The organism is Kitasatospora sp. CB02891 (assembly GCF_002803145.1).
GTDB lineage: Bacteria > Actinomycetota > Actinomycetes > Streptomycetales > Streptomycetaceae > Kitasatospora > Kitasatospora griseola.
On the sequence record NZ_NNBO01000004.1, the window covers coordinates 293,375 to 308,663 of the forward strand.

The 15,289-nt window shown below is 72.4% G+C and carries 4 protein-coding genes; 2 read left to right on the top strand and 2 right to left on the bottom strand.

Going from position 1 to position 15,289, the window contains the following annotated elements; translation table 11 throughout:
• Nucleotides 1–58 precede the first annotated feature (58 nt).
• A complete protein-coding gene (locus CG736_RS36130) occupies nucleotides 59–409 on the bottom strand; it encodes an Imm8 family immunity protein (protein ID WP_157815541.1) in 351 nt (116 codons plus the stop codon).
• Nucleotides 406–7,047 carry an RHS repeat domain-containing protein gene (locus CG736_RS38365; RefSeq protein ID WP_157815542.1) on the bottom strand — a complete coding sequence of 2,214 codons (6,642 nt, stop codon included), beginning with the start codon at nucleotides 7,045–7,047 and terminating at the stop codon, nucleotides 406–408. Before CG736_RS38365 ends, CG736_RS36130 begins: the two co-directional genes overlap by 4 nt.
• Before the next feature lie 387 nt (nucleotides 7,048–7,434).
• Between CG736_RS38365 and CG736_RS12280 the strand changes: the two genes are divergently transcribed.
• Entirely contained in the window at nucleotides 7,435–9,987 is a 2,553-nt protein-coding gene (locus CG736_RS12280) for a M64 family metallopeptidase (RefSeq protein ID WP_157815543.1), read from the top strand.
• Entirely contained in the window at nucleotides 9,980–14,677 is a 4,698-nt protein-coding gene (locus CG736_RS38575) for a kelch repeat-containing protein (protein WP_100586217.1), read from the top strand. Before CG736_RS12280 ends, CG736_RS38575 begins: the two co-directional genes overlap by 8 nt.
• Nucleotides 14,678–15,289: the final 612 nt, after the last annotated feature.

Sequence of the window (15,289 nt, forward strand, 5' to 3'; positions counted from 1 at the left end):
CCCCACAAAGCCCAGTGGGCCCCGCCGTCGGTACGGCGGGGCCCACTGGGCTTTCACATCAGAGCGGATCGTCGAACTCCATGGTGCCGATCCTTCCGAGGTTCTTGGCCACGGCCGGCCAGTCCTCACCGGTCTGACGTCCGATCATCCGCTCCACGTAGGCCAGCACGCGGTCGAGGCGGCAGGTCTCCACCACCACCAGCCCGTGACCCGGCACCACGCCCAAGTCCTCGATCAGCCGCGAGAGGTGACGGGGCGTGCACACCGTGAACTGGAGGGACTCGCTGCCCGGCCCGTCCTCCGGGCCGACGATGGCCTGGAGCAGGAAGGCGAACGACTCGGGATCCTCCGGAGCGAACTCGTCCAGGTCGATGTCGGGGCTGCTGAACCCCCGGACGGTGGCTCTCACGGTGCGCCTCCCAGGCCGGTGACGTTGAGGTGGATGTCGCCCTGCATGGCCTTGTCCGACTGTTTCTCGAAGCGGTACTCGAGATTGGCCTGCCAGGTGGGGCCACCATACTGTGCCGGTCGGCTCGGCTTCCAAGCCGCTGGACGGTACTGCCGGAGCCCGTCGGCGCTGATGAGGAGTCCAGGGGTTCTGTCGGACTCGCGGAAACCCGGGCCGACCCAGGCCTCGCCGACCGCCTGCGCCTCCTCCGGCGTCACCTCACCGGCCAGTGCGTTGCCGCCCTCCGCCTCGGCATTCTTGACCATGCGAACGAGCTCCATCTCCCGTTCCACGGTGATGTCGAGTCCGCCGCCGGAGTCGGCCTGGTTGAGCAGGGTGTGGATGTCGTCGCCGAGCCCGCGCGCACCGTGGACCGCGAGCTCGGCGCTGGGAACGGCGATGGCGAGCCCGCCGGCGACGGACAGCGCGCCGACCGGACACAGGACCCCGGTGCCGCACTCCGCCACGCCACTGGCGGCGAGGGTGCCGCCGCCGACGGTGCCGATCGCCCCGGCCGCGGCCTCCGTGCCGTGCGCGAGCATGTTGGCGAAGGTGCCCGCGGTGTCGGCGATCCGGGAACGCATGTGCTGGTTCGCCGCGTTGTCCCGGTCGATCTGCTCCTGAGTCCGGCAGGTCGTGCCCCTGCCGACTCCCGAGCAGTGCTTCTTGTGGGTGTAGTCCCAGTACTCCTGCATGGTTCGCCGGATGGCCGTGACGTCCCAGACGCTCAGCGGGGGCTTCGCGGTGCCGCAGGCGCCGGGCTTGCAGCCGCCGCCGTTGTTGGGGGTCAGGCCCTGGCTTGCGCCCCAGACCTGGTTCGCGGTGCTGCCGCAGCCGCCGGGGCAGCCGCCGTTGTTGGGGTTGTAGCCGTAGCAGGCGCCCTCGGTGCCGCAGCCGTCGGGGATCAGGCCGCTGGGGTCGGCCTGGCCGATGGGGTTGGCGGCGGTGTAGCCGTAGCCGTTGAGGAGTTGGGACCGGGCGGCTTCGAAGAGCGGGTCGAGGCTGACGAAGCGTCCGGTGGTGGGGTCGTACTGGCGGGCTCCGAGGGTGGTGAGGCCGGTGTCGGTGTCGGTGGGCGCGTTGAGGAAGCCCCGGTTGTCGGCCCAGCCGACGGTGGTGCCGCGCGGCGCGCCGTAGGGGGTGAACTGGCGCCAGGTCGGGTTCTGCGCGGTGGAGTCGAGCGCGAGTCCGGCGGTGCCGTGCTGGTCGGTGATCTCGAAGGTGTAGCCGGTGGCGCCGCCGGTGGTCCCGGTGCGGACGGCGGTGCCGCCGCCGGGCAGCGGGTAGTAGCGGGTGCCGCTGAGCACGCCGCCGGTGAGGGAGAGCTGCTGGCCCGGCAGGTACAGCACGGTGGTGCCGGGGTCCTTCTGCAGCAGCACCGCGCCACTGGCGTCGTAGACGTAGGAGGTGGTGCCCGCGGTGCCGCCGGTGATGGAGCCTAGGCGGCCGGCGTCGTCCCAGTTCAGGTTCTGGGTGCCGCCGGACGGGGTGGTGCGTCTGACGGTGTTCCCGGCCGGGTCGTACTGGTACGAGGTGCCGGCGCCGGCGGCGGTCAGGGTGTGCGGCTGGTGGGTTCCGTTGCCGTCGTAGGTGTAACCGGTGGTGGTGTCGGCGCCGCCGGTGGTGGAGTGTTCGACCTGCTGGGTGCGGTTGCCCAGGGCGTCGAGGCTCCACTCGGTCCAGTAGGCGCCGCCCGCGATGCCGTCACCGACGGTGGCGTGCGCGGCCGTGGTGGGGGTCGCGGCGCAGGTGTCGGTGGCCGTCCAGGCCTTGGTGAGCCGGTCGAGCGCGTCGTACCGGTAGCACTGGGTCTCGACCGTGCCGGCCGAGCCGAGCCGGGTCGAGGTCTGCCGGGTGAGGTTTCCGGCCAGGTCGTAGCTGTAGGCCTGCTCGTCGACATTGGTCGGCGTGGCCGTGGAGCGGGTGACCAGCTGGTCGGTGAGCCGGCCGGTGTGCGGGTCGTACTGGTTGGTGATCCAGGCCTCGTTGGCGCCCGAGCCGAGGGTGGCCCGCAGCACGCGCCCGTAGGCGTCGTGCTCGACGCCCTGCGCGTAGCCGTTGGTGCCGCCGAGCGTGTCGGGGAGGTCGAGGTTGCCCGCGTAGCCGTGGGTGACGGTCTCGGCGGGGAGGCCCGCACCGGCCGGGTACACGTCCTTCAGGGGGAGGCCGGTGTTGGCGGTGTAGGTGTGCTGGAAGGTGTAGGTCGTTCCGAGGGTGGAGCCCTCGGCGGCGGAGGGGATCGTCACCGTCTGGCCCATCGAGGAGCCGAAGACGTTGAAGTTCTTCTCCTGCACGGTGTACGCCGCGCCGTTGTTGAACGAGGTCGCCGTGGTCAGGTGCCCGACGGGGTACTTCATCCCGGCGACGGCGTTGTTCGAGTTGTCGTAGACCAGCGCGGAGAGCTGGTTCGCGGCGGACTGCGCGGCGGCGGGGGCGGCGTAGGAGCCGGTCTGCCGTCCGAGTGCGTCGTAGGCGAAGCTGACGGTCTTCCCGCGCGAGTCGGTGGCCTCCAGGACCAGGCCGACGGCGTCGTACCGGGTCTGGCTGTGGCCGGCGTCCGGGTCGTCCTTGGCGGTGGCGCGGCCCAGCAGGTCGTACGAGGTGGTCCAGGTGGAGCCGCCGGCGGTGACGGTCGTCCGGTTGCCCCGGTTGTCGTAGCCGTAGGCGATGCTCTGGCTGGTGCCGCCGCTGACCGTCCAGCTGCCCGTGAACCGGTCCGCGGGCGCGGTCAGGGTCGGGGCCGAGGTGTACTCGGTGAGTTGGACGGTGCGGCCCATCGGGTCGATGGTGGTGGCGCTGGTGGTGCCGCCGGTCGGCGGGATCACGGTGACGCGGTCGCCGTTGTAGACGGTGCGGGTGGAGGAGACCACCACGCCGTTCTGCTCGGAGTCGTCGAGGACGACCCGGCCCAGGCCGTCGTAGCCGTAGAAGTCCTGGTTGGGCACCTGCTTCTTCAGGTCGGCCGCGGACACCGGCGTGGTGTTCGGCAGCGTGCTGTCGTCCCACCAGCCGTTGTACTTGGCACTGACCCAGCCGTGCGTGTCGTAGAAGGCGTCCGACACCATCCGGCCGCCCTGCGGGGTGGGCGTCTGGGTCTGCCGGGGGCGCATCATCGCGTCGTAGATCTGGGTGCTGACCTGGTACTGCAGTTCGTCGTTCAGCTTCTTCGACGTGACCGCCGTGACGCCGGTCCTGGAGATCGTGTACTCGTACACGAGGTTCGCCGGGGCGCTGGTCGGCCGGGAGGCCAGCCAGACTCCGGTGAGCCGGCCGAGGGTGTCGTACTGCTTGGTGGTCTGCACGCCGTTGGCGTCGGTCGCGGTCAGCGTGGTGCCGCGGGCCGGGTCGAGCACCGTCGAGCCGGTCTGTCCCAGCGCATTGGTGGTGGTGATCCCGGTGAGCGAGCCGGCGCTGTCGGCGGTGAACGCCGTGCTGGTCCGGGCGCCCTTGGCGTTGTAGCTGTCGGTGGGGCGGCCGATGCCGTCGTACACCTGGGTGCTGGTGGTGGTGTAGGTCAGGTTGCCGCCGGTGGCGCCGGTGGCGGTCTGCAGCACCGAGACGTCGCCGAGGGTCGGGACGTTGGCCTGCGGGAACGCCGGGCCGGCGGGCTGCGGCCAGGTGGCGGCGGTGGCGGGCGCGTCGTAGAAGGTGCGGCCGGCCGAGACGACCTGGTCGGGTCGGTTCACCGAGGCCGGCGCGGTCAGGGTGTTGACCGATCCCGGTACGGAGGCGGGCGAGCCCTGGGTGAAGCCGGCGCAGGCGACCGAGTCGGTCTCGGTGGCGGACACCAGGCCGACCAGGTTGAGCGCCGTGTTCACCGGCGCGTAGCCGGTGGTGACGCACCGGTCGTATGCCGGGTCGGCCGGGACGGTGTGGCTGTACACCGCGGTGACCAGCCCGAAGGTCGGGCTCGACACGGTGCCGTCGTACGACGTGTCGGTCTGGGTGGAGCGCCAGGTGGTGCCGCCGGCCCCGGTGATCGCCTGGCGGCTCCAGGACTCCACGGGCTTCACCGTGGTCGCGGTCAGCGTGGGCAGTCCGGACCTCTCCCGGCTCGCGGTGGCCGGGGAGACCCAGTACGAGGTGATGGCGGAGTGGTCGACCGAGCCGCCCTTGCCGGTGTACGCCGTGGATTCCAGGGTGCGGCCCTGGAGTTCGGGCAGGTCCTCGTGCCGACCGCCCTGGGAGTCCGTCAGCAGCACGGCGGCGCCGCCGTTGTTCCTGGACATGCCCTGGTGGAAGACCGTCCGACCCATGGTCTGACGATCGTTCACCCCGTCACCGGTGTACGAGGTGACCGTGCCGAAGCCGCGCCACTGGCCGTAGGTGCGGTACTTGGCGCGGACCAGCTCGTTGTCGTCGTAGTGCCAGGCGGCCTGCTCGTACTCGTAGGACGACGCCTGGACGGGCGCGCCGCCGGTCGGGTCGCTCTGGGTGACCTTCTGGACCGCGTACTTGTTGAACCAGTCGGTGATCGGCGCCAGGTAGCCGGACGGGGTCCAGCTGACCGGGTAGCAGGACGACGTGTTGGCCGCCGGATCGAGCTTCACCGGTGCGGTGCACGGGCTCGGCTGGTAGTACTGCACGCCGGTGACCGAACCGGTCTCGTTGGTCACCGAGTTGATCCGGAAGCGGTACAGCGCCGGCAGTCCGTCGGCGGTGGTGTCGACGCGGTTCTGCAGGCCGGTGCCGCCGAAGCTCACCGAGGGCATGGTGAGCGGGGTGGCCGAGCCGGTGCCGCGGCCGTCGCTGCCGGTGCGGGTGATGGACGACAGCCACAGGGTGGCGCCGCCGTCACCGGCGGGCGGCATGGTCTGGTCGAGCGCCCAGCTGTCCACCGGCTGGTAGGCCGAGGTCGCCGGGGAGTACTGCCGGGTGGTGATGGAGGTGAGCCGCACCGTCGAGAAGAACGACGGCGAGTGCACCTGGCAGGGGGAAGAGGTGCATATCAGGTCGTAGGGGACGTCGGGCCAGTTGGCCTTCGTCGTGGTGTTCAGCGGGCTGCACGGCGAGGTCACGCAGCGGTCGCCGGTCGCGAAGTCCACCCGGTCCGGCACTGTGCCGTACGCGTTGCCGTCGGTGAATCCGTAGTCGACGTGGTCGACGTGGGAGTCCCGGACGTACGCGGTCGGCGCGGTGGCGTTGTTGGCGCCGTAGTTGTTGACGTCCTGCTTGTAGTAGTAGGACATCGCGTTGCCGTGCAGGTCCTTGACGTAGTCGAGGTTCCAGCGGCGCCCCATGGTGCAGACCGAGGCGGAGAACCCGGCCGCGTTGTAGCAGGGGTCGCCGGCGTGCGCGGAGTAGACCGGCAGCCAGTCCACCGAGTTGGTCGCGGCCTTGCCGCTCGACCAGCCGGGCAGGTGGTTCAGACCGAAGGAGAACACCGTGCCGGTGCGGTCGGTGACCGTCCAGTAGTCGGTGTTGTAGGTCCCCGAGCCGTTGCCGGACCCGGTGACGTGCTTGACCACCTCCCCGCTGTCCTCGGCGGGCTTGTACACCTGCTTCGCGGCGTCCCAGACCAGCGAGGTGGTCGCCCCGTTCAGCGAGAGGGTGAGGATCTCGCCGTTGTAGCAGTTGTCCGAGGTCGCCGCCGGGGAGGCGGTGCCGCCCGGGTTGTCCGAGCAGGGGACGAAGGAGCGCTCGATGAACGACTCGGCCATGCCCCAGCCGTCGCCGATCCACGAGGACTGCGCGTCGGAGGCGGCGGTCTGCCCGTCCACCGATCCGGAGTCGTAGCCCAGGGCGACCTTCGGCGCCAGCGAGGAGGCGGACGGCGGGACGGTGATCGGGTACGAGTAGCCGAACGAACCGGACGAGGAGCCGGCCGACCACGAGCCCGAGGCCGCAAGGCTCGTGGCGCCGTAGCTGCCGCTCGCGCCGCCGCCGTCGTCGCCCGCTCCGGCGAGCGCCGCCAGCACGACGGGCGCGCCCGCCGCGGCGGCGGGCTGCGTGAGGGAGGCCGGGACGGCGCCGCCGGAGCCCTTGCCGACCCCGTCCAGCCGGACCTCGGCGGACACCGACTTCGCGGCGCCGTCGTTGGCCGACCGCAGCGGGGTCTGCGTCAGGCACTCGGCCCGCTCGGGAGTGGTCAGCGCACAGGCCGGCAGCTGCACCAGCCGCAGCCGGGCGCCGTAGCCGCCGCCGAACGCCTCGGCGAAGGACGAGTAGTCCAGGCTCACCCGGGCCCGCCCGGTGCCGCCGTCCCGCGAAGTCACCGAGAACAGCACGCCGTTGACTCCGGCCCGGTCCGCTGCGCCCCGGTCCTGCACGGCGACGTCCACCGCGGACGGCCCGGTGTAGCCGGCCCCGCCGGCGATCGTGACCGGAACCCCGCTGGGAGCCGCCAGTTCGGCCGCGCCGCCGGACGGAGCGATCCGGACGGTGGCGGCCGCCGCCTTCGGGAACGCGGCTCTGGTCGGCCGGAACTGACGGTCCGCCTGGTTCTCGGGCTTCTCGAAGCGGCTCGGCAGGGCCGAAACGCCCTTCACCGCCGGGGTCCTGGCGATCTTCGGCGCGCTCGCGCCGCCCGCCCCGGTGCCGGGGTCCAGGGCGGGGGCCGCGCCGATCGAGGACAGCACAGCGGCGCTGCAGACCGCCAAGGACGTCAAAAGTCTTGTTCTGCGGCGAACTTGTCGTCCGCCACGAATTGCGCTCACGTTCCGAACTTTCGGTAGAGATGGTTCATGCAGGTCAACCGGCATGCAGGCGCCGCCCGACCAGGGGCGACCATCCCATTGGCGAGCCAAGGATCAGGTAAAGGTTCGTCAAATTCGTTGCCACCAAGCCCAATCAAGTCGGACGCGGGCCGACAAAACGGCCAGTGATCCTCGCCACAGCGCCGAGGCTTCGGGCGGAAACTACTCTTTCGGGGAATTGACGGGGCGTGTCCGGTCGAATCGCCCACAACGGTCGGTAAGGTGACGCACTGTCGGATCCCGGCGGCGGTGCCGGTGCCTTTCGTACGGATGGCAGACAGGAGGTCCTCCGTGGCCGTCCCCACCCCCGACTTGCTGCTGTTCCCGCACTCCGACCTGCACCTCGCGCTGACCGGGACGCCGCCGCTCACCGTCACGCTGGCCACCCGTGAGGTGGCAGTGCCCATGGCGAACGGATACACCGTCACCCCCGTTCCGCCGGGCCAGTGCGTGTTCGAATTCTTCGCCCCGTTCAACGACAAGGGCCACCGCTTCGACGGCCTGCCGGTGTACGACAGCGCGACCGGGCGGATCACGGCCACCACGCCGGGGGTCTTCCTCTTCCAGGCGCATGTCGGGACGCAGTACCTGGTCGGCCGGCTCCAGGTGCACCGGTCGGTGGTCGGCTGGTGGTTCGGGAACGACTCGATCACCACCGCGCTCGACAGCACCGTCGCGCACGCCCAGCCGTCGCTGTACGCGAAGTTCAGCGACGACGCCGGCGCGGGGACGGACCTGATCGGCGACATCACCGGCCACGGGTACGTCCAGCTGGTGCCCGCCGACACCCGGCAGCTCGCCGTGTCGCCGACCGGCCGCCTGCGCGGCGTGCTGCCCACCCAGCCCGGCGCCCCGTGGGTGCTGTCCGGACTGTTCCCCGGCCTCGGCGGCGCGCAGCTGCTGAACGTGTGGGTGGTCGACTACGCCGCCCAGCACGCGCTGACCTTCGAGCTCGGCGGCGGCGACCCGGCGACCGTCACCGACAAGCACAACGTGCTGTTCCTCGCCGAGGGCTTCCGCGACCAGGACCGGGCGAAGTTCGACGCGCTGGTCGCCCGGGCCATCCACGAGATGTTCGAGAAGCCCGCGCACGAGCCGTACGGCATGCTGCGCGGAGGCTTCAACGCCTTCAAGTCCTTCACCGCCTCCCAGCAGCACACCGTCACCTGCGGCTACCGGGTCGCGGCCGGCGAGGAGCGGATCGAGGCGGGCCAGGCGAAGGGCACCGGCTTCCCGATCCCGTCCAACCGGATCGGCGGGGGCCCGCTCTACACGCTGGAGGAACTGGTCCGGCTGGTCGGGCTGCCGATGCGCGGCGACCAGCGCACCAACCTGGTGGCGACCTGGCAGGCCCAGGACCTCGACATCGACCCGACCAGGATCAACGACGACCTGGTCAACGCCTGGAAGCAGCACCAGTCGGTCGGGATCCTGCACGCCCGCGACACCTTCTTCGGCCTCCGCCTCGGCCAGCGGCTCGCCGACCGGTTCTCCGGCAACGGCCCGGTGGCCAAGCCCGCCGCCGACACCGTGGGCGACCCGGGCGTCAAGGCCTTCGTCGCCCGGCTGTACGAGTTCTACCGGACCAGGTCGACCCGGAACCTCGTGCTCGACCCGCGCCGGCACCCGCCCGAGCTGTACATGGACCCCACGGAGCTCAACCCCGCCACCACGCTGATGCGGTACGTCGCCAGCCTGAAGGTCACCGGCTCGCCGGCCGCCGTCGGCGCCGTGTGGCAGCCCGACGACCAGAAGTTCCAGCCCAGCCGGGGCCTGATCGCCCTGATCGCCAACGACGGCCTGGACGGCGGCACCAACTTCAACGTCCGGACGGTGACCGCCCAGACCGTCAACACCGTGCAGGGCGTCGCCTACGTCTACGCCAATGCCACCGACAAGCGGGAGCTGCGCCGCGACCCGCCGGCCGACACCGAGGTGAACTTCGACGAGGTCATCGACACGATCTCCCACGAGTTCGGCCACAGCTTCAACCTGCTCGACGAGTACGAGGAGTTCCGGGGCGACGGCGGGCCCGACGAGGAGCAGCCCGCCGACCTGCTCGGGGACAACGTGTCGAGGCTCGGCTTCCTGCGGGTCGGCCCGGCCCCCGACGACCGCCACATCGACCCCGGCAAGGTCAAGTGGTTCCAACTGCCCCGGATCAGCACCGCCGCCGCCCTGCTCGCCGACTCGGTGCCCGTCACCAGCCCGGCCGCCGGCCTCAAACTCACCATCGGCACCCGGAACACCGCGGAGTGGCAGCAGGTCCAGAAACTCGCCGCCGAGGTGCGGCTGCGCAACTTCGGCATCGCGCCGGGCGGCCAGCAGCTCCCGCTGGACAGCACCCCCGCCCACTACCTGGAAGGGCTGAGCGTCGCCCAGGTGCTGCCGGGCGAAGGCGCGATCGTCCTCACCAAGGCCGGGACCACCACCTTCCCCACCTTCCAGAAGGGCTCGATCGTCTTCGTCCCGCTGAAGGACAAGCAGCACCAGCCGCTCATGGTGGTCGAACCCGAGGTGCTCGCCTTCCTCCGGGCCAACCACAACCCGCTCAACCAGGACCCGAACCACGACGACACCAACCCCAAGGAGGACAACCCGGTCGACATCCCGGACTTCAGCCCGCCCTGCAAGTCCGCCCGCACCATCGGGATCTACGAAGGCGCCGACACCTTCGCCGGCGCCCACTACCGGCCCACCGGCCGCTGCAAGATGCGCATGGAGACGGACTTCTGCCACGTCTGCGCCTGGCTGATCGTCAACCGGGTCGACCCCACCTTCCACGCGCTCCTCGACCGGAAGTTCTACCCGGAGTCCAAGGCGGAGAAGAAGAAGCATGAGTGAGCCGGGCACCTTCGAACGGATCCTCGCCGAGATCGGCCAGGCCCTGCTGCCGCTGCGCGACGGACTCGCCACCCCCGCCGCGTTCAGCGCGCTGCTGCGCCGCCTCGGCTGGACGGCGACGGCGATCCCGCAGCCGTTCGTCGACCTCCGGGGTGCCGTCGAGACGCTCTACGACAGCCTGCACACCCTGCTCGGCGACGGCGGGCTGAACGTCGACGGCACGGTCGGCGACGGCGGGGCCTCCGCCGCGGTCTCCTTCTCCCCGGACGACGTGAAACGGGCCCTCGGCGCCGTCCAGGCACTCGTCAAGGGCATCCGGGCGATCGCCTCCGCACCGCCCGCGTCCATCCCCGACACGCTGCGCGCGGACGGCTTCCTCGCCCTCTTCCCGGGCCAGCTCCTCGATCACCTGGTCATCACCTACCTGCAGCGCTACCACCCCAACCTCGGCTTCGTGCTGCGCAGCCTCGGCGTGGTGAAGGCCGGGTACGCCCCGCCCACCGGGAACCGCCCGCCGTACGTGCACCTCGCGCTCGACCTCGGCGACCTGCCCCGGACGCTCGCCGACCCGGCGCAGGTGCTGAAGGACGCCTTCGGCTGGGGCACCGACGCCTTCGACCAGCCCGCGCTGCTCTCCCAGCTCGACAACCTGCTGCGCACCATCGGCGCCAACGTCGACACCGAGCGGCTCGCGCCGACCACCGCGCTGGCCGTGCAGGGCGCCACGCCCGACCCGCTCGGGCCGCGGCCGCGGACGCTCGCCGCCGTGCTGTTCCAACGCGTCCAGCCCTCCGCCGAGATGGCCGCCGCGATCCGGCTGCTGCCGCTGCCCGCCACCGCCGACGGAGGCCCGCCGGGGCTCGCCCTGCTGCCCTCGTTCACCGGCCGCCAGGGCTTCCGGTTCGAGCTCGGGCCGGACATCGCCGTCACCATCCGCGGCGACCTGGACCTGCAGGGCGGCGTCGCGCTGCTGGTGCGCCCCGGCCGGGGCGTCGACATGGTCCTCGGGTTCGAGTCGTCCTCCGCGCCGGTCCACGCCAAGGGCTCGATCGACGTCCAGGTGGAGCGCTTCGGGCCGACCGACCAGCCGCGGGTGCTGTTCGGCGAGGCCGACGGCACCCGGCTCCAGGTGCGCCGGATCTCCGGCGCCGGCGGGGTCCGGCTGGTCCGGGACGCCGTCGACTTCTTCGCCGAATTCGGCCTGGAGGGGCTGGAGTTCGTCCTCTCCCCGGCCGGCGCGGACGGCTTCGTCGGCGCCGTGCTGCCCGCCGACGGCTTCACCCTCGGCGCCGACCTCACCGTCGGCCTCTCCTACCGGCAGGGCTTCTACTTCCGCGGCACCTCCAACCTGGAGATCCAGCTCCCCGCGCACCTGGAGCTCGGCCCCCTGGAGATCCAGGGCCTGACCATCTCCGCCTCGCCCGACGCGAACGGGCTGCCGATCGGCCTCGGCGTCTCCTTCCGCGCCCAACTCGGCCCGATCACGGCCGTGGTGGAGCAGGTCGGGCTCAACGCCGAGCTGGCGTTCCGCTCGGACGGCAGCGGCAACCTCGGCCCGGTCGACCTCTCCTTCGGCTTCCGACCCCCCAAGGGCGTGGGCCTCTCGGTGGACGCCGGGGCGGTCAAGGGCGGCGGGTTCCTGTCCTTCGACCCGGACCGCGGCGAGTACGCGGGCGCCCTCGACCTGGAGTTCGCCGGACTGGTCGAGCTCAAGGCGGTCGGCCTGATCAGCACCCGGATGCCCGACGGCACCGACGGCTTCTCGCTGCTCGTCGTCATCACCACCGACTTCGGCGCCACCGGCATCCAACTCGGCTACGGATTCACCCTGTTGGCCGTCGGCGGCCTGATCGGGCTGAACCGCTCGATGAACCTGCAGGCCCTGGTGGAGGGCGTGCGGACGGGCGCCGTCCAGTCGGTGATGTTCCCCAAGGACGTCATCGCCAACGCCCCGCGGATCCTCTCCGACCTGGCCCGCTACTTCCCGCCCGAGCAGGGCCGGTTCCTGATCGGGCCGATGGCGAGGATCGGCTGGGGGACGCCCACCCTGGTCAGCGTCTCGCTCGGCGTCGTCATCGAGATCCCGCCCGGCGACATCGCCGTGCTCGGCGTGCTCCAGTGCCTGCTGCCCAGCGCGGACCTGCCGCTGCTGGCCCTGCAGGTCGCCTTCGTGGGCGCGCTGGAGGTCGACAAGTCGAGGCTGTGGTTCTTCGCCACGCTGTTCGACTCGCACGTCCTGACGATGACCATCGACGGCGGGATGGGCCTGCTCGTCGCCTGGGGCGACGCACCGGACTTCGTGCTCACCGTCGGCGGCTTCCACCCGTCCTTCAAACCGCCGCCGCTGCCCTTCCCGGTGCCCGCCCGGCTCACCGTGGACATCCTCAACCGGCCCGGCCAACTGATCCGGGTCTCCGGCTACTTCGCCGTCACCAGCAACACCGTGCAGTTCGGCGCGGCCGCCGAACTCCGGCTGGGATTCGGCGGATTCGGCGTCGAGGGCCACCTCTCCTTCGACGCGCTGTTCCGGTTCTCGCCGTTCGCCTTCACCATCGCGATCTCCGCCGGGGTCACCCTGAAGGCCTTCGGCGTCGGCGTCTTCGGCATCGACCTGAACTTCGCCCTGGAAGGCCCCGCCCCCTGGCGGGCGCACGGCCGCGGCTCCATCTCGCTGCTGTTCTTCGAGATCTCCGCCGACTTCGACATCACCTGGGGCGAGGAGCACAACACCACACTGCCCCCCGTCGCCGTACTCCCGCTGCTGGCAGGCGAGTTCGGCAAGATCGAGAGCTGGCAGACCCAGCTGCCCTCGGGCGGCGTCAACCCGCTCGTCACCCTGCGGCACCTGCCCGACACCGACCAACTGGTGCTGCACCCGCTCGGCACCCTGTTCGTCCGCCAGCGCGCCGTCCCGCTGGACGTCCGACTCGACCGGATCGGCGCCCAACGGCCGAGCGACGGACGGCGGTTCGGCATCACGCCCGCACCGGACAGCGGCCTGGCCCGGGTCTCCGTCACCGGCGAGAAGTTCGCCATGGCGCAGTTCCAGGACATGGACGACGCCGCCAAGCTCTCCCGCCCGCCGTACGAGAACCAGGACTCCGGACTGGAACTCACCGCGGCCGCCGGCACCCTGCTCTCCCCGCGGGTGGTCCGCCGCAGCGCCCGCTACGAACTGCACGTCATCGACAGCGGGGTGCCCGCGACGGCCGCCGCCGCCCGCCGGGTGGTCCCGATGGCGGCCCGCTCCGCCGTCGACGCGCCGAAGCGCTTCCACGACGTCAGCCCCGCCGTGTTCAACCAACTGCTCCAGGGCAGCAGCACCAGCCGCTCGCCCATCTCGCAGCGCGAGACCCAGCTGCGCCGGCCGTTCCCGGTCGACCAGACGGTACAGCTCACCGACCGGCGCTTCGTCGTCGCGAACATCCGCAACAACGTCCAGGCGCACCCGCCGGCCGGCGGCCTCGCCGCGGCGACCTTCCGCAGCCGGGCCACCGCCGAGGACGCCCTCGCCGACTGGATCGCCCAGGACGGCGCCCTGGCGGGCCAGTTGCACGTCATTCCGGAGGAGGAAGCGGTCGGCTCGCCCGCCACGCCGGGCGGCTGGGCCTCCGTCGGCAGCCTCCCGACGCCCGCCCGCGACATCGAGGCGGTCCGGCTGACCAACGGCAAGGTGCTGATCGCCGGCGGCGCCGACGCCACCGGCACGGCCCTGGCCGCCGCCGCCCTGTTCGACCCCGTCGCCGCCGCCTGGACTGCCGTCCCGTCGCCCGCCACGGCCCGCCGCCGCCACAGCACCACCAGGCTCGGCGACGGCCGGGTGGTGCTCGCGGGCGGCCGCGGCGCCGACGGCGGGACGCTCGGCACGACCGAGGTCTACGACCCCGCCCCCGGCACCTGGTCGTCCGCCGGGGCCCTCACCACCGCCCGCCACGGACACACCGCCACCGCCCTGCCCGACGGCCGGCTCCTGGTGGCCGGCGGCACCGACGCCGACGGCAGGGCACTCGACACCGTCGAACTGCTGGACCCGACCACGGGCGCCTGGTCCGCCACCGGGCCTGCCATGACCGACGCCCGCACCGGCCACCGGGCCGTCCTGCTCCCCGACGGCCGCGTCCTGGTGGTCGGCGGCGCCCTGCCCACCGGCGGACCGGACGCCGCGACGACGTACTGCGAGCTGTACGACCCGGTCGCCAGGACCTGGACCCCGACCGGCAGCCTGCTCACCGCCCGCAAGGGCCACCGCGCCACCCTGCTGTCCGACGGCCGGGTCCTGGTCACCGGCGGCGATCCGGCGCCCGGTCCGGGCCCCTACGACCCGCGCAGCCTCGCCACCGCCGAGGTCTGGGACCGGGCCACCGGCGCCTGGACCGCCCTCGGCCCGCTCCCCGGCGGCGGCCGGCGCGGCCACCACTGCCTCGCCCTGCGCTCCGGCCAGGTCCTGCTCATCGGCGGCACCGGCACACCGTCCCTCGACACCGGCTTCCGCCACACCGCCCTCCTCGACCCCACCCTCACCACCTGGACCACCACCGGACCCCTCGCCACCGGTCGCACCGACTTCGCCGCCGTCGAACTCGCCGACGGCCGCGTCCTGGCCACCGGCGGCGCCACCCGCTCCGGCCCGGCCGCCCCGGGTCCCGACCCGGTCGAACTGGCGGCCGCCGACGAGGCGTACGTGCCGTGACGGGGGAGGGGGTCGAGACCATGGCCGGTTCCGGGGGCCGCTGCGGGGCGACGGCGCCTGCTCGGACGGGCCGTCACCACCGGTGCGCGCGGCCCGCGAGGACGGGGAGACCGGTGACCTCGGCCGGCGCGGGGCCGGTCGCACCGGGGGGTGCCGCACCGTCGCCGTCTTCGGCGACCGGCGGCCCCTCGGCCCGGGCCCGCACAGCGCGGCGGTCGACGGTGGGTTCGGCGCTGCCGCCCCGAGGGCCGGTGCGCCCGGACCGGCCGTCACCGCCGGGGCGGGCGGCTCATGACGACGGGGGGCTCCCGGGCCAGGGCCGGTGCCACGGCCGGGTACGGGGCCGATCCCGCCCGTGCGCACCGCGCGGGCTCCGGCGGCCCGTCGGTGTTTGGTCTGCGGTCTGCGCAGCGCGGCGGTGGCCGACGAGCCCGGCCCTCCGGCTGTGGTCCGACGGACCGTCATGTTCGGGTCGGGCGACCGATGATGACGGTCGGCTCGCCGGACCGACCGGTGCTGCGTCCCGAGGCCCCACAGTGGGGCGGGCTGCTGCGGCGGTGGTTCCGCGATCGTGGTCGGCTCCACCGCCGCGCGCGCCCGGCCATGTCACCC